This window comes from Azospirillum cavernae, from assembly GCF_003590795.1.
GTDB lineage: Bacteria > Pseudomonadota > Alphaproteobacteria > Azospirillales > Azospirillaceae > Azospirillum > Azospirillum cavernae.
Map to the genome: position 1 here is coordinate 874,032 of NZ_QYUL01000001.1, position 15,334 is coordinate 889,365.

The following is a 15,334-nucleotide window of genomic DNA, read 5'->3' on the forward strand; positions in this document are numbered from 1 at the left end:
GGAGAAACCCGATGTACGCGTTCTCGTACCAACGGCCCACGTCGCTCGCCGAGGCGGTCGCCGCCATCCAGGCGGACGAGGCCAAATTGTTGAGCGGTGGGCAAACCCTGCTGCCGACGCTGAAACAGCGGCTGGCCCAGCCGTCGGTTCTGGTCGATCTCAGCGCCGTTCCCGACATGAAGGGCGTCGCGGCGGTCGATGGCGGCCTGACGGTCGGCGCCTTCACCCGCCACGCCGAGGTGGCGCATTCCGACTTGGTCAAGGCGACCATCCCGGCGCTGGCCCATCTGGCCGAGGGGATCGGCGACCGGCAGGTGCGCAACATGGGAACGCTCGGCGGCTCCATCGCCAACGCCGACCCGTCGGCGGATTACCCGTCGGCGGTGGTGGCGCTGAAAGCCACGCTGACCACCGACCGCCGCGCCATCGCCGGGGATGATTTCTTCACCGGCATGTTCGAGACGGCGTTGGAGCCGGGCGAGATCGTCACCTCGGTGCGTTTCGCCACGCCCGACAAGGCGGCCTACGCCAAGTTCCGCAACCCGGCCAGCCGCTACGCCATCGTCGGCGTGTTCGTGGCCAAGTTCGGGGCGGAGGTCCGCGTCGCGGTGACGGGGGCCGCCGGATCGGTGTTCCGCGTTCCCGCCTTTGAAGCGGCGCTCGCCGCCAATTTCAAGGCGGAGGCGTTGAACGGCCTGTCGGTCAGCGCCGACGATTTGAACGCCGACCTGCACGCCAGCGCCGATTACCGCGCCCATCTCGTCACCGTGATGGCCAAGCGGGCGGTTGAGGCGGCGGGGTAAATAACAAAAAGGAGAATTTTTCTTGATAACGTGCGGGGAAATTGTATAATGGGCAGCACTTCCATTTTTTCGGCCCCGCACGTCCTATCATGACGACATTAACCGAACATACAGTTACATCTCTGCAAGAATACACAAAACTTGTAGAGGACTTGATGTCAAGATCAAGACAACCTTTGTGGTTTCGTGGATGTGGGGATTCGAATCATAAATTAATTCCATCTTTATATCGACATCCTGAGAAAACAAATTTTTCTGATTTGTTTTCTCTTGAATCAGAAATAATTGCTCGTTTTAGGGCTAGAGCTATTCCTTATTGCAATGCTGTGCCAAGCGATAATTGGGATCTGTTATTTCTGATGCAACATCATGGAATACCAACTAGACTTTTGGATTGGAGCGAAAACCCGTATATAAGCTTATTTTTTTCTCTTACCACAGCATCTTATAGTGTTGTCGGAAAAACCAGGGCGTTCGATAAAGATGCCGCAGTTTGGTTTTTGAATCCGAATTCATGGAATCAATATGCTCTTCGATCAATTAGTTTCAAAGGCGGTATATTAGTAACTCCAGATAGAAAACTTAATGGATATAAGCCTTTTTCCGAACTCGATGAGATGTATAACGAACCAGTCGCTATTCTTGGCGCTCACAATAGTCATAGAATTGTTGCTCAAAGAGGTGTTTTCACTATTTTTGGAAAAGATACATCGCCAATGGAGGATGTATATAAGAAGGAATCATTCCCAGATGACACATTATTAAAAATCATATTACCATCAAGTTATATAGAGTCTCTTCTGAATTCAATTAGATCTATTGGCTTCACGGACTCCGTTATCTATCCCGATCTCGATGGCCTTGCCAAAGAGATGAAAAGAATCTTTGGATATTGGGTGTAATATGTTTAAAGTCCGCCCCTTCGAAACAAAAACCCTCAGCTGGTGGCATTCTCAGCAAGATGACATTGCTTTATCTCCTGTTTATCAGAGAAAAGGCGGGATCTGGACTGCTCAAGATAAATCATTCTTGATAGATTCAATTATAAATGGCTACGACATACCGAAAATATATATAGCAGATTTCACTTATGTAAATACGTCATTAAATGAAAACAAAAAGGCTTACGCCGTGATTGATGGAAGGCAAAGGCTGGAGGCTATTTTTGACTTTTTTAATAATAAAATTACCCTTAGGGATGATTTCGTATTCTTTGATGAGCCGTCACTTCCTTTAAAAGGTCTATCATATCGTGATATAAAATTAAATTACCCTAAAATTGCAAGTATATATGAAAATTTTAATCTTTCTGTTATGAGCGTGATAACTGATGAAGAAGGTAAAATTAATGATCTTTTCGTTCGTCTAAACAAAAATAAACCTCTTACTGGCGCTGAAATACGCAACGCCATGTCTGGACGGCATCCAATTGTGATTAGAGAAATTAGTCGCCATAATTTCTTTAAAAAATGCGTTCGTTTTACCACAAAAAGGGGACAAGATTTAAATACAGCTGCTAAAATACTCTTAATAGAATTTAGTGGAAAGCTGGTTGATACGAAAAAAACTCACTTGGATCGATTTGTTGAGGAGGGTGAAAAATCTCAATCTTCCGATATTGATCGAGTTGCCAACCGAACATCAAGCATTCTGGACGCAATGAGTGAAATATTCTCGAATAACGATAGTTTGCTTTCATCTCAGGGACCAATAGCTCTTTACTATTGGTTCGTTCGATCTATTGAGCCATCGTCAAGAAGGTATGCAAGGGAATTTTTGAATGATTTTGAGTTAAAAAGAAAGTCAAATAGGAATGTAGCGAAAAAAAATGCGGATCAAGCTGACAGCTTATTGCTTCAATATGACGTTTTAAATAATAGCGCAAATGATGCGGGAAGCCTTATGATGAGGTTTCAAATACTTTCATCTCTATTTAGGGATTTTATTTCAAAACGTGAATTTCATGAAGCATCGGTAGAGTAGAATAAAAATATGCGCATTTTCAAATGAATATACCATACTCTATATGGGCATAAGATAAGGTTTCAACATGCCCTCTTCCCTCCCCGCCTCCGTCGATGACACGGCGGCCCTGCTTGCCCGTGGCGATTACGTCGCCGACCGTTCGTTGGCGACCGCGCTGTTTCTGGCGCTGAAGCTCAAGCGCCCGCTGTTTCTGGAGGGCGAGGCCGGGGTCGGCAAGACCGAGATCGCCAAGGTGCTGTCGGCCACGCTGGGTCGCCGCCTGCTGCGTTTGCAGTGCTATGAAGGGTTGGACGCGTCGTCCGCCGTCTATGAGTGGAACTACGCCCGCCAGATGATGGAAATCCGGCTGGCCGAGGCGTCGGGCGCCAAAGACCGCGACGCGCTGGCGTCCGATCTGTTTTCCGAGCGCTTCCTCATCAAACGCCCGCTGTTGCAGGCGTTGGAGCCGGACCTCGCCGGGCCGCCGGTGCTGTTGATCGATGAGTTGGACCGCACCGACGAGCCGTTCGAGGCGTATCTGCTGGAAATCCTGTCCGACTTCCAGGTGACGATCCCGGAATTCGGCACCATCCACGCCCCGGAACCGCCCATCGTCATCCTGACGTCCAACCGAACCCGCGAGATCCACGACGCGCTGAAACGCCGCTGCTTCTATCATTGGGTCGATTACCCCTCGGCGGCGCGCGAACGGCAGATTCTGGCCTTGAAGGCGCCGCAGGCCGACGCCCGGCTGGCAGCGCAGGTGGTGGGGTTCGTCCAGTCCCTGCGCGGCTTGGACCTTTACAAGTCGCCCGGCGTGGCCGAAACGTTGGATTGGGCGCAGGCGCTGGTCGAGCTGAACCAGTTGGAGCTGGAACCTTCCGTCATCAACGACACGCTGGGCACGCTGCTGAAGTATCAGGACGACATCGCCCGCATCCAGGGCAGCGAGGCCGCCCGCATCCTGTCCCAGGTCAAGACCGAACTGGCCGCCACCACGGCGCGGTGAGGACGGCATGACCGGCAGCGACGCCACGCCCGCCAACCGGGACCGTCTGGCCCTGAACCTGATGCATTTCGCCCGCGCCCTGCGCGCCGCCGGTCTGCCGGTCGGGCCGGGCAAGGTCTTGCAGGCGGTGGAGGCGGTGGAGGCGGTGGGGTTGGCCAGCCGCAGCGATTTCTATTGGGCGCTGCACGCCGTGCTGGTCAACCGCCATGACCAGAGCGAGCTGTTCGACCAGGCCTTTCACGTCTTCTGGCGCAATCCCGACATCCTGAAAAAGATGATGGCGATGATGCTCCCGACGGTGCGGACGGAACCCGCGCCGGACAAGCCGGAGATGGCGCAGCGTCTGGCCGACGCCCTGCACGGAACCGCCCCGGAGGTGGAGGGTAAGGAAAAGACCGAAATCGAGATCGACGCCACCTTCACCATGTCCGCCGCCGAACGGTTGCAGGCGAAGGATTTCGAGACGATGAGCGCCGAGGAGATGGCGCAGGCGAAAAGCATGCTCGCCCGCCTCGCCCTGCCGCTGGCTGAGGTCACGACCCGCCGTTATCAACCCGATCCGCATGGGCCGCGCGTCGATCCGCGCGGCACGCTGCGGCGGATGCTGCGGTCCGGCGGCGATCTGGCCGATCTGGCGCGCAAACGCAAACGCACGCGCCCGCCGCCGCTGGTGGTCCTGTGCGACATTTCCGGTTCCATGACGCGCTATTCGCGCATGATTTTGCATTTCATGCACGCCGTCACGAACGATCGTGACCGTGTTCACAGCTTTGTCTTTGGCACGCGGTTGACGAACATCACCCGCCACCTGCGCCACAAGGATGTGGATGTGGCGCTGGACGCGGTGTCGAGCGCGGTGGCCGACTGGTCGGGCGGAACGCGGATCGGCACGGCGCTGCGCGCCTTCAACCGGCAATGGGCGCGTCGGGTGTTGGGCCAGGGCGCGATCATTTTGCTCATTACCGACGGGCTGGACAGGGATGCAGGGGAAGGGCTTGCGGAGGAGGCCGAACGGTTGCACAAAAGCTGTCGGCGGCTCGTCTGGCTGAATCCATTGCTGCGGTGGGAAGGCTTCGCGCCAAAATCCTCCGGCATTCGGGCGTTGCTGCCGCATGTGGACGATTTTCGCGCGACGCACAACCTGAACAGCCTCGCCAGCCTTGCCGACGCCTTGTCGCGGCAGGGCGCGCGTCGGCAGCCGGGCTTGCGCCGTTGGGTCAAGGAGGCGGCGGGATGAACGACACCCTGATGGCGGACAACATCATAGAACAGGCCGCCGTGTGGCGATCCGCCGGGCGCAAGGTGGCGTTGGCCACCGTGATCGCGACCTGGGGATCCTCCCCCCGCCCTGTCGGCAGCCAGATGGCGGTTGACGAGGCTGGCGCCATGGCCGGTTCGGTGTCGGGCGGCTGCATCGAAAGCGCCGTCGCGCACGAGGCGGCGAAAACCATGGAGGACGGCGAACCGCGTCTGCTGTCCTTCGGCATCACCAACGAAATGGCCTGGGAAGTCGGGCTGGCCTGCGGCGGGCAGGTTCAAGTCTATGTCGAGGCCGTGGAATGAAACGCGACATCCTGGATCGTCTGGTCGCCGCGAAAGCCGCCGCGACCCCGGTGGCCATCGTCACCGATCTGAACAGCGGCCTGCAATCGCTGGTCCTTGACGACGCCGTGCATGGCGCCTTCGGCCTGGAGCCGGAAATTCTGGAGGAGGTGCGACGACGCATCCGCCAGGACCGTTCCGGCGTGCTGACCGATCCGCAGGACGAAGACGGCTTTCGTCTCTTCGTCCATGTCCACAACCCGGCGATGCGCCTGCTGATCGTCGGCGCCGTTCACATCGCCCAGGCGCTGGCCCCCTTGGCCGTGCTCAGCGGCTATGACGTGACGGTGATCGACCCGCGCGGGGCCTTCGCCACGGAAGCGCGCTTTCCCGGCATCAAACTGAATCACGACTGGCCGGACGAGGGGTTGACCGCGCTCGCCCCTGACGTCCGCACCGCCATCGTCACCCTGTCGCACGATCCCAAGCTGGACGATCCGGCGCTGATCGCCGCCTTGCGCTCCCCCGCCTTTTACGTCGGCGCGCTGGGCAGCAAGCGCACCCACGCCCTGCGGCTCGACCGTCTGCGCGACGAGGGCTTGAGCGAGGCGCAGGTGAAGCGCATCCGGGGGCCGGTCGGCCTGTCCATCGGCGCGGTGACGCCCGCTGAAATCGCCCTGTCGATTCTGGGGCAGATCACCTGCGTCCGTCGTGGCGAAAACCACCCCTGCTGACCGTTTGAACAGGAACCACCGCGCCCATGCGTTTCGGCTCCCTGCCGCTTGACGAGGCCGAGGGCGCCATCCTGGCGCATTCCCTGCGGCGCGACGGTCTGTCGTTCAAAAAAGGCCGTCGCCTGTCCGCCGAGGATGTCGCCGCGCTGCGCAAGGCGGGCGTCGAAACGGTGGTCGCCGTCGCGCTCGACCCACAGGATGTTGGCGAGGATGCGGCGGCGGCGCGGGTGGCCCGCGCGGTCGTCGGAGATTCCCGGTTGGGCGGTGGCGTGACCGTCGCCGCTCCCTTCACCGGGCGGGTCAACATCTTCGCAGCATCGCGCGGCCTGCTGCGGCTGGATCCGGCGCGAATCGACGCCATCAATCTGATCGACGAAAGCGTCACCATCGCCACCCTGCCCGACTTTGCTGTGGTCGAGCCGGGCCAGATGCTGGCGACCGTCAAAATCATCCCCTTCGCCGCGCCTGAGTCCATCATCGCCCAAGCGGAGGAACTGGCCAACGCCGGTTCCCCGCCGCTGACCGTCGCCGCCTTTCGCCCGCTCTCGGTTGGGTTGATCCAAACCCGCCTGCCCGGCGTCAAAGACAGCGTGCTCGACAAGACCGTCGCCGTGACCCGCGAGCGGGTGGAGGCGCTGGGCGGCTCCCTGGTCATTGAGACCCGTTGCGCCCATGACGAAACCGACCTTGCCGCTTGCGTTCAGGCGTTTCCTGCGGTCGATCTGCTGCTGATCGCTGGGGCGTCGGCCATCACCGACCGGCGCGACGTGCTGCCCGCCTCCATCGCGCGGGCGGGCGGCGTGGTCGAGCATTTCGGCATGCCGGTTGATCCGGGCAATCTGCTGCTGCTGGCCCGGTTGGGCGACATTCCGGTTCTGGGCCTGCCCGGCTGCGCCCGCTCGCCCAAGCTGAACGGGTTCGACTGGGTGTTGCAACGGATCGCGGCGGGGGTTCCGCCAACCCGCCAGGACGTCATGCGAATGGGGGTGGGCGGCCTGCTCGCCGAGATCCCCAGCCGCCCCCTGCCCCGCGCGGGCACCGCGCCGACGCCGGAGGCCCCGCGCGCGCAGCGCGTCACAGCCCTGGTTCTGGCCGCTGGCCGGTCGAGCCGGATGGGCGGAACCAACAAGCTTCTGGCCGACGTCGGCGGCGCGCCGCTGGTCGCCCGCGCGGTGGACGCCGCGCTGGCCTCGCAAGCCGACACCGTCATCGTCGTCACCGGCCACCAGGGCGAGGCGGTGGCCGCCGCGTTGGCGGGCAAGCCGGTTCGCTTCGTTCACAACCCGCATTTCGCCGACGGCCTCAGCGCTTCGCTGCGGGTCGGGCTGGCGGCGGTTCCGGCGGACGCCGACGCGGTGGTCGTCTGTTTGGGCGACATGCCGCGCGTCGCCGCCGGTGTGATCGACCGGCTGATCGCCGCCTACAACCCGCTGGAAGGCCGCGCCATCTGCGTTCCGACCACCCACGGCAAGCAGGGCAACCCGGTGCTGTGGGATCGCGGCTATTTCACCGAAATGGCGGGCTTGACCGGCGATTCCGGGGCGAAACGCCTGATCGGCCAGCACGCCGACCAATTGTGCGAGGTGTCGGTGGACGACGCGGGCGTTCTGTACGACGTGGACACGCCCGATCTGCTGGCCCAGTTCCGCGCGGGGTAAACTCAGCCTCAGGCCAGCGCCAGCCAGCGCCGGGTGATGGCGCGGGCGAAATCCTCCGCTGCCGGAAGATGGGCGTCGAGCGCGTGGTCCAACCCGTCAAGCACGCTGCGGTTCTTCTCCCGCGCCTCTTCGCCAAAGCGCGAGGCCCAGCCCCGAACGATGCCCGCCGTCGCCTCTGGATGGAACTGGAAGGCGTAGGTGGCGCGGCCCAAACGGAAGGCCTGCCGCCCGCAAACCGCGCTGTGGGCCAGCGGAACCGCGCCGTCGGGAAACTCGAAGGTGTCGTAATGCCATTGCACGAGGTTGAGCGACGGGCCGAAGCCGCCCAGCACCGGATCCTCGGCGGCGTGGTCGTGCAGCGTCACCGGGCAGACGCCCAGCTCCGCCGCGTCATGCCGGTAAACCCGCGCGCCATAAGCCCGCGCGGTCAATTGCGCGCCCAGGCAAATCCCCATCACCGGACGGTCGGCGTCGGCGAAGGCGCGGATCGTCTCCATCACCTCGGGGAAATGCGGGCCGTGGCTGTCGTCCCAGGCGTCTTGCGGGCCGCCCAGCACGACCAGACCGGCGAAGCCGTCGCGGTCGGGGATGGCCTCCCCCTCATTCGCGGCGATTGTCACCAGGCTGGCGCCATTGTCGACCAGCGCCTCGCCAACGATGCCGATGGGGGCGGTTTGGCTGTTTTGCACGACCAGGATGCGCATGATGAACCACGCTCGCGAGCTTCGATGAACCGTTCCCCTGTTGTGAGGGGAGCCGACGCGGAGTTCAAGCTGGGCCGTGGCCGCGCAAAGCCGCTATGCGCGGCGTCGATGATCTGGTTTAGACTGCGCTGACGTTCGCCGCACTCAGAGGTTTGACCCGCATGTTCGCCCCCCTTCGCACGCTGCTCGCCGCGTCGGTGTTCGCCGGTTCGCTTGGTCTTGGTTCGCTGGCTTTGACCGGCGACGCCTGGGCGCAGAACGGCAGCCTGACCTTTCTGCACGTCAACGACGTGTATGAAATCGCCCCGGTGAAGGGCCAGGGCGGTTTCGGCCCCCTGATGACCCTGCTGCGGCAGGAACGGCAGCGCGACGGGCAGGCGATCACCACGGTTGGCGGCGATTTCCTGTCGCCGTCCCTGTTGTCGGGAACGACGCAGGGCGAGCAGATGATCGCGCTGTTCAACGCCATCAAGGTGGACGCCGTCACCTTCGGCAACCATGAATTCGATTTCGGCGTAGATCCGTTGAAAAAGCGGATGGCCGAAGCCGCCTTCCCCTGGATCGGCACCAACGTCAAATCAGCCGACGGCTCGGCCTTCGCCACCACCGTTCCGCATTGGACCAAAATTGTCGGCGACGTCAAAATCGGCTTTCTCGGCCTGATAACCCCGGAAAGCGCCCGGCTGTCGAGTGGCGGACCCAGCCTGTCCTTCGCCCCGGTGCAGGACAGCGCCACGGCGGCGATCAAGGCGTTGAAGGCCGACGGCGCGGCGGTGATCGTCGCCCTGACCCATCTGACCATCGAGGAAGACCGCGAGTTGGCCAGCAAGGTCAAGGGCATTGATCTTATTCTCGGCGGTCACGACCATGACCCGATCAGCTTTTACGAAGGCTCGACCCTGATTTTGAAGGCTGGCCACGACGCGCAATATCTGGGCGTCGTCAAGCTTCTGGTCTCCACCAAGACGACGGACAAGGGACCGGCCACCACCACCCTGCCGACGGAATGGCGCTTCGTCTCCACCGCTGGCGTCGCCCCGGACGCCGAGGTCGAACGCGTGGTCGGCGGCTACACGCAGAAGCTGGACAGCGATCTGGCCGCCGTGATCGGGACGACCAGCGTCGATCTCGACAGCCGCAAGGACAGCGTCCGCACCCGGGAGGCGACGATGGGCAACCTGATCGCCGACGCCATGCGCGGCGCGTTGAAGGCCGACGTCGCCATCACCAACGGCGGCGGCATCCGCGCCGACGCCCTGCGCCCGGCGGGAACCGCCCTGACCCGCAAGGACATCTTCGCCGAACTGCCCTTCGGCAATGTCGGGGTGTTGGTGGAGATGAGCGGCGCCGATCTTCTGGCCTCGCTGGAGCATGGCGTCAGCAAGGTGGAGGACAAGGCCGGGCGCTTCCCGCAGGTGTCGGGCCTGACCATGACCTATGACCCCAAGGCCGCCGTCGGCAAGCGGGTCATCGCGGTGACGGTGGGCGGCAAGCCGCTGGATCCGACGGCGACCTACCGCGTCGCCACCAACGACTATCTGCTGAAGGGCGGCGACGGTTACGACGCCTTCCCGCGTTCCAAGGTGCTGGTCGACGCCTCCGGCGCGGTGCTGCTGGCCACCATCGTCATGAACCATGTCGAAGCCTTGAAGACCGTTTCGGTCGGGATCGAGGGCCGCGTCGTGGCGAAATAATCGCAAGGCGCGTCATAATCGACCCGCCCGCCGTCGCCGCGTTGCATGGGGCGGCCCTTTCACTTTAGGGTGCAAGGGCTGCCCCTTTTCCTGCGACGAAGACGCCCCGATGTCCAAAGCCCCGCAGTCCCGTTCCAACGACTTCGCCCAGACCTTCAACGCCGCCCATGGCGAGGTCGGGCTGTCGCGGGTCTCCGTCGCCCATGTCCTGCAACGCATCCAGTCCGACCCCTCTTACCTGTTTGGCGAGGAGTTGAAGCGTGGCGCGGGGCAATGCCCCTTCCACAGCGCCGCCGCCGCCGGGGGGGACGCCGCCGAGGGAGAGGCCCCAGAACCCGCCGAGGGGGAAGCCGCGCCCGGTCTGCCCAAGGACGACGCCGACAAGATCGTCGTCAACACCCTGCTGGCCTTTCTGTTCAACCGGCTGCGCGACCACATCGCGGTGAAGATGCCGTTTGACGAGGCGGGCATGCTGATGCTGCCAATTCCGCCGCTGTCGCCCCATGGTCTGAACCCGGCGCACCGCGACGCCATGGCGGCGGCCCCGCCCGACGTCTTCTGTTCGGTGCTGCGCGACGCGACCTGCCATCTGCTCGACGCGCTCATCACCGGCTGGGTCAAGGATCTGCTGCTGGAGGAGGAGCATTACCGCGCGCTCGGCTCGGGCGAGATCTCCATCGACGCGGCGGCGACCTTCATCTTGCGGCTGACGCTGGACAATTCCCCGCTCTACCAGCGCGCCGGGTACGACATGCTGTCGATCACCAAGACCGGCAGCCACACGGCCATCCACATTTGTTGGGCGCTGGTCGAAGCCGCGCCGCTGCTGGTTCCCGGCAAGGACAACGCGTTTTATGACGATCTCATTCGCCGCAGCCTGAAACAGATCGTGCCGCTGTCGATGGCCAGCCTGGGCATGCTGGTTCACTACATGGAGAAAAGCGGGATCGAGCCGCCTGACGGTTTGGCCGTTCACCGGCTGCCCAAGGAACAGACCGCTTTCGTGCTGGACGAGTCCGGCTTGATCCGCCTGAACGTCGATCCGATCACGAGCTTCGCCAAGCCCGGCGAGCGCTATTACACCGGCTGCCCGGCCTTCTACACCACCGGCCTCATCAAGCTGTATCTCGACATCGTCGGCGGGCTGGCGACGGATTACAACGCGTACCAACGCTTGCAGGAGGCTTGAGATCCATGGCGCGCGCCAATGATTTCGCCCTGACCTATCTGGCTGCCCACGAGGCGGCGGGCATGACCCGCGTCAATCTGGCGCCGATCCTTCACCGCATCGCCGAAGATCCGAACTATCTGTTCGGCCAGGAGTTGCAACAGCTTGGCGGGCAATGCCCGGTCCATGGCGACACCCGCAAGGAGGATTACGAGAAGGTCGTCATCAACACGCTGCTGGCTCTGCTCTATGGCGACTTGCGCGCGCACATCACGAATCGGCTGCCGTTGGGCGAGGATGGGCACATCATCCTCGCCAACCCGCCGGATTCACCGCATGGGCTTGACGTCGCCGATCCCGCCGGGTTGGACGCCGCCGATCCCGACCGCATGGTCGGCTTTCTGCGCGACGCCATCTGTCATCTGCTGGACGCCATCATCAACGAATGGACGATCAAGGTGATGGTGGAAGAGGATCGTTGCCGCACCGAAGGGACGATCACCGAACTGGCCGCCGCCTGTTTCGTGCTGTCGCAGGCGCTGCAAAGCTCGGTTCTGCATTCGCCATCGGGTTACGACATGATGTCGATCACCAAAACCGGCAGCCACACCGCGTTGCATGTTTGCTGGAATCTGGTCGAATCGGCCCCTCTGCTGCGGCCCGACCTGGACGCCGCCGCCTATGACGATCTCGCCCGCCGCAGCCTGAAACAGATCCTGCCCTTGTCGATGGGCAGCCTGGGCATGCTCTGCCAGTTCATGGCGGCGGGACGGATCGAGGCGGACGACCATCAGGCGATTCACCCGCTGCGCGCCGACCAATTGGCCTTCGTCTATGACGAAGAGCAGGACGTCATCCTGCTGAACGCGACGCTGATCGAGCCGACGGCGATGGCGGGGGAGCGCCATTACACCGGCTGCCCGGCCTTTTACGCCAACGGCCTCATCAACCTCTATATGGAAATCGTGCTGGCGCTGGCCGCCCGCTATGGGATCTATCAGCGTTTGCAGGGCAAGGGCGCTGGCCTGACCGCTTGACGTGGGCCGTTCCACCCCTATGTTGGCGCGCGTATGAAGTTGGAAGGGTTCCCGTTGGCCAACAAGAAATGGTTCCTGCGCCGCATCACCACGGCGCTTGCGGATGGCATCAAGCAGGGGCGTGGCCGCATGGCGACTCCCTGGCAGCGGGCGCTTGGCCATTTTGAAAGTGTGTTCATCGACCACGCCTGTTTCCGGCTGATCTATTCCAACACGCACCGCATCTCCCCCAACATGTTCCGGGCGAGCCAGCCCTCGCCCTCGCACATCGCGGCGGCGGCGCGCAACGGCGTGCGAACCATCTTGAACCTGCGCGGCGGGCGCGACTGCGCGTCTTACATTTTGGAGGCGGAAGCCTGCCGGGCGCATGGGGTCGAACTGGTCGATTTCCCCGTCAACTCCCGCGACATGCCGAAAAAGGAAACGCTGCTGAAGGCGCGCGACCTGTTCGCCACCATGCAATATCCGGCTTTGATGCATTGCAAGTCAGGGGCGGATCGCGCCGGTTTCATGGCGGCGCTCTTCATGTTCATCCACGAACAACAGGCGCTGCCCGACGCCACCAAGCAATTGTCGTGGAAATACGGCCATTTCAAGCAGGCCAAGACCGGCATCCTCGATTATTTCTTTGACCTCTACGGCGCCTACAACGACAAGCGCCCCACCCCCTTTTGGGAGTGGGTCGAGCGCGTCTATGACCCGGTGGAGGCCAAGGCCAGCTTCCGGTCCCGCGAATGGGCCGACGCCGTGGTGGATCGGGTGCTGGGGCGGGAGTAACCCGCCCTCGCCTCTCCCCGTCCCGCTTCCATCACGCCGCCGCCAGCGTCCGCGCCAGCGTGTCGCCATCGACGTTGCGGCCCGACAGCACGGCGACCGTCCGCCCCGTGCGTCCCAGCCGTCCGGTCAGCAGCGCCGCCACCGCCGCCGCGCCAGCCCCCTCCGCCACCATGCCGAAGGAGCCATGCAGGGCGCGCATCGCGGCGGCGATCTCGCCTTCCGTCACCTCGACCACGTCGTCAACCAGCGTCGCCACCACCTCTTGCGGCAGCTTGCCAAGGGCGTGGACGTTGATGCCGTCAGCCAGGGTCAGGCCGCCGCGCTCGCCCAACCGCACGCCGATCACCCGCACCGACGGCTTGATCGCCTTCACCGCCGCCGCGATCCCGGCCAGCAGCCCGCCGCCGCCGACCGGAACCACCAGCGTTTCCACGTCTGGCCGGTCCGCCAACACCTCAAGCCCAACGGTGCCCTGTCCGGCGATGACGTCGGGGTCGTCGTAGGGATGAACGAAGGTCAGGCGCCGTTCCGCCGCCAGTTCCAGCGCCTTGCCCTTGGCTTCCCCCACCGTTGCGCCGTGCAAGACCACCTCGGCCCCCAGATCCGCCGTGCGGTCCACCTTGCAGCGCGGGGCCGTCACCGGCATGACGATGGTGGCCTTCACCCCCAACCGCCGGGCGTGCAGCGCCACCCCCTGCGCGTGGTTGCCCGCCGACATGGCGACAACGCCGCCCGCCCGTTCCAACGCCGTCAACCGCAGCAGACGATTCAGCGCCCCGCGCTCTTTGAAGGCCCCGGTCGCTTGGAAGGTTTCCGCCTTCAGCCACAAATCCCGCCCCAGCGCCGGGGCGTGCAGAAGCGGCGTGCGGACGATGTGGCCATGCAAACGCTCCGCCGCGTTGGTGACGGCGCTCAGCGGCAACCAAGCGGGAAGACGGTCTTCGGAGGAGGCGCAGACGGACAGCGTGCGCGCGGCATCGAGATGCGCGGTGTGCATCGGAAAAATCCTTGGGAGCGGAATGACGTGGGGGTGTCGGGCGTAACCCGGATCGCCTCAGCGAACCGGGGGAGTAATTCGCGCCAAGCCACGCATTCGCTCGCCAAGCGCAGTCCCGCAGCGCGGAACCGTGATCGGACGACGAACAACAGACAGAGAAGAAACTGGATTGAGGGTTCCAGCGACCGCATCGTGCAGCGTCACGCCACACACTCCACACAATCATCAAACACGAAGACGGCAACTCACCGACGCTGTTAGAGCGTCGGGCCGGTAATTCGCATTCGCATGGTGTGGGCGTACTTCATGATCTTTGCTTACCCGTTGCGGCGGCGGTCCGTCAACCCATCATCCGCCGCCGCAACCAATTTTCTGTCGGCGCGATGATCGAAAAAGATCAACGGCCCTCGCGCTTGGCCAGAAAGGCCAAGCGTTCCAGGGTGTGAACGTCCTGTTCATTCTTCAGCAAGGCCCCGCACAGCGGCGGAATCAGCTTGCGCGCGTCCTTCACCCGCAAGGTTTCCGGGTCGATGTCCTCGATCATCAGCAGCTTGATCCAATCGAGCAGTTCCGACGTCGAGGGCTTTTTCTTCAGCCCCGGCACGTCGCGCAGATCATAGAACAGGTTCAGCGCCTCGCGCAGCAAGGCCGCTTTCAGGCCGGGATAATGGACCTCGACGATCTGTTCCATCGTCGCCCGGTCAGGAAAGCGGATGTAGTGGAAGAAGCAGCGGCGCAGGAAGGCGTCCGGCAACTCCTTTTCATTGTTCGACGTGATGATGACGATGGGCCGCTTGGCCGCCTTGATGGTCTGGCGGGTCTCGTAGACGTGGAACTCCATGCGGTCGAGTTCGAGCAGAAGATCGTTGGGAAACTCGATGTCGGCCTTGTCGATTTCGTCGATCAGCAGCACCGGCGGGGTCGGCGCGTCGAACGCCTCCCACAGCTTGCCGCGCACGATGTAGTTGCCGATGTCGTGAACCTTGGCCTCGCCAAGCTGGCTGTCGCGCAGACGGCTGACCGCGTCATATTCGTACAGCCCCTGCTGCGCCTTGGTGGTGGATTTGACGTGCCAGGACAGCAGCGGCTTGTTCAACGCGCGGGCGATCTCCACCGCCAGCACGGTCTTGCCGGTGCCGGGTTCGCCCTTCACCAACAGCGGACGTTCCAGCGTGATCGCCGCGTTGACGGCCACCATCAGATCCTCGGTGGCGACGTAGCTGTCGGTTCCGGTGAAGCGCATCGA

15 protein-coding genes are annotated in these 15,334 nt (G+C 62.4%); 12 read left to right on the top strand and 3 right to left on the bottom strand.

Annotation, left to right across the window (positions count from 1 at the left end):
• Positions 1–11: 11 nt before the first annotated feature.
• From D3877_RS04115 to D3877_RS04150, 8 genes are all read left to right on the top strand, one after another.
• The gene (locus tag D3877_RS04115; protein WP_119829462.1) at positions 12–803 is read left to right on the top strand and encodes an FAD binding domain-containing protein; all 792 of its coding nucleotides are present in this window, start codon (positions 12–14) and stop codon (positions 801–803) included.
• Between the two features lie 89 nt (positions 804–892).
• Entirely contained in the window at positions 893–1,705 is an 813-nt protein-coding gene (locus D3877_RS04120) for an FRG domain-containing protein (RefSeq protein WP_147395082.1), read from the top strand.
• Between the two features lies 1 nt (position 1,706).
• Positions 1,707–2,786 carry a DUF262 domain-containing protein gene (locus D3877_RS04125; protein ID WP_119829464.1) on the top strand — a complete coding sequence of 360 codons (1,080 nt, stop codon included), beginning with the start codon at positions 1,707–1,709 and terminating at the stop codon, positions 2,784–2,786.
• A 67-nt stretch (positions 2,787–2,853) separates the two neighbouring features.
• A complete protein-coding gene (locus D3877_RS04130; RefSeq protein ID WP_119829465.1) occupies positions 2,854–3,777 on the top strand; it encodes an AAA family ATPase in 924 nt (307 codons plus the stop codon).
• A gap of 7 nt (positions 3,778–3,784) precedes the next feature.
• Entirely contained in the window at positions 3,785–5,014 is a 1,230-nt protein-coding gene (locus D3877_RS04135; protein WP_119829466.1) for a vWA domain-containing protein, read from the top strand.
• On the top strand, positions 5,011–5,340 hold the full coding sequence (locus D3877_RS04140) for an XdhC family protein (RefSeq protein WP_199720693.1): 330 nt from the start codon (positions 5,011–5,013) through the stop codon (positions 5,338–5,340). The genes D3877_RS04135 and D3877_RS04140 overlap by 4 nt, the downstream gene beginning before the upstream one ends.
• A complete protein-coding gene (locus tag D3877_RS04145) occupies positions 5,337–6,053 on the top strand; it encodes an XdhC family protein (protein WP_119829467.1) in 717 nt (238 codons plus the stop codon). The genes D3877_RS04140 and D3877_RS04145 overlap by 4 nt, the downstream gene beginning before the upstream one ends.
• 26 nt (positions 6,054–6,079) lie before the next feature.
• On the top strand, positions 6,080–7,711 hold the full coding sequence (locus tag D3877_RS04150; protein WP_119829468.1) for an NTP transferase domain-containing protein: 1,632 nt from the start codon (positions 6,080–6,082) through the stop codon (positions 7,709–7,711).
• Between the two features lie 8 nt (positions 7,712–7,719).
• Here D3877_RS04150 and D3877_RS04155 read toward each other — a convergent pair whose 3' ends face one another.
• On the bottom strand, positions 7,720–8,415 hold the full coding sequence (locus tag D3877_RS04155) for a type 1 glutamine amidotransferase (protein WP_119829469.1): 696 nt from the start codon (positions 8,413–8,415) through the stop codon (positions 7,720–7,722).
• A gap of 161 nt (positions 8,416–8,576) precedes the next feature.
• Here D3877_RS04155 and D3877_RS04160 point away from each other — a divergent pair, with 161 nt between their 5' ends.
• From D3877_RS04160 to D3877_RS04175, 4 genes are all read left to right on the top strand, one after another.
• Positions 8,577–10,109, top strand: a complete 1,533-nt coding sequence (locus tag D3877_RS04160) for a bifunctional metallophosphatase/5'-nucleotidase (protein WP_119829470.1) — start codon at positions 8,577–8,579, stop codon at positions 10,107–10,109.
• Between the two features lie 109 nt (positions 10,110–10,218).
• Positions 10,219–11,298: a hypothetical protein gene (locus tag D3877_RS04165; RefSeq protein ID WP_119829471.1), complete on the top strand. Its 1,080-nt coding sequence runs from the start codon at positions 10,219–10,221 to the stop codon at positions 11,296–11,298.
• A gap of 5 nt (positions 11,299–11,303) precedes the next feature.
• Positions 11,304–12,314 carry a hypothetical protein gene (locus D3877_RS04170; RefSeq protein ID WP_119829472.1) on the top strand — a complete coding sequence of 337 codons (1,011 nt, stop codon included), beginning with the start codon at positions 11,304–11,306 and terminating at the stop codon, positions 12,312–12,314.
• 54 nt (positions 12,315–12,368) lie between these two features.
• Positions 12,369–13,091 (top strand): protein tyrosine phosphatase family protein, encoded by a 723-nt coding sequence (locus tag D3877_RS04175; RefSeq protein WP_238474725.1) that lies wholly within the window; start codon positions 12,369–12,371, stop codon positions 13,089–13,091.
• A 31-nt stretch (positions 13,092–13,122) separates the two neighbouring features.
• Here D3877_RS04175 and D3877_RS04180 read toward each other — a convergent pair whose 3' ends face one another.
• Complete coding sequence (locus D3877_RS04180) at positions 13,123–14,088, bottom strand: threonine/serine dehydratase family protein (protein ID WP_119829473.1); 966 nt, start codon at positions 14,086–14,088, stop codon at positions 13,123–13,125.
• 397 nt (positions 14,089–14,485) lie between these two features.
• On the bottom strand, positions 14,486–15,331 hold the full coding sequence (locus D3877_RS04185; RefSeq protein WP_119829474.1) for an AAA family ATPase: 846 nt from the start codon (positions 15,329–15,331) through the stop codon (positions 14,486–14,488).
• Between the last annotated feature and the right edge of the window lie 3 nt (positions 15,332–15,334).

Coding starts and splice junctions, on each gene's coding strand:
- D3877_RS04180 (WP_119829473.1), bottom strand. CDS start 14,088: ATGCACACCGCGCATCTCGATGCCGCGCGCACGCTGTCCGTCTGCGCC.
- D3877_RS04160 (WP_119829470.1), top strand. CDS start 8,577: ATGTTCGCCCCCCTTCGCACGCTGCTCGCCGCGTCGGTGTTCGCCGGT.
- D3877_RS04185 (WP_119829474.1), bottom strand. CDS start 15,331: ATGCGCTTCACCGGAACCGACAGCTACGTCGCCACCGAGGATCTGATG.
- D3877_RS04150 (WP_119829468.1), top strand. CDS start 6,080: ATGCGTTTCGGCTCCCTGCCGCTTGACGAGGCCGAGGGCGCCATCCTG.
- D3877_RS04125 (WP_119829464.1), top strand. CDS start 1,707: ATGTTTAAAGTCCGCCCCTTCGAAACAAAAACCCTCAGCTGGTGGCAT.
- D3877_RS04165 (WP_119829471.1), top strand. CDS start 10,219: ATGTCCAAAGCCCCGCAGTCCCGTTCCAACGACTTCGCCCAGACCTTC.
- D3877_RS04155 (WP_119829469.1), bottom strand. CDS start 8,415: ATGCGCATCCTGGTCGTGCAAAACAGCCAAACCGCCCCCATCGGCATC.
- D3877_RS04170 (WP_119829472.1), top strand. CDS start 11,304: ATGGCGCGCGCCAATGATTTCGCCCTGACCTATCTGGCTGCCCACGAG.
- D3877_RS04145 (WP_119829467.1), top strand. CDS start 5,337: ATGAAACGCGACATCCTGGATCGTCTGGTCGCCGCGAAAGCCGCCGCG.
- D3877_RS04120 (WP_147395082.1), top strand. CDS start 893: ATGACGACATTAACCGAACATACAGTTACATCTCTGCAAGAATACACA.
- D3877_RS04135 (WP_119829466.1), top strand. CDS start 3,785: ATGACCGGCAGCGACGCCACGCCCGCCAACCGGGACCGTCTGGCCCTG.
- D3877_RS04140 (WP_199720693.1), top strand. CDS start 5,011: ATGAACGACACCCTGATGGCGGACAACATCATAGAACAGGCCGCCGTG.
- D3877_RS04115 (WP_119829462.1), top strand. CDS start 12: ATGTACGCGTTCTCGTACCAACGGCCCACGTCGCTCGCCGAGGCGGTC.
- D3877_RS04130 (WP_119829465.1), top strand. CDS start 2,854: ATGCCCTCTTCCCTCCCCGCCTCCGTCGATGACACGGCGGCCCTGCTT.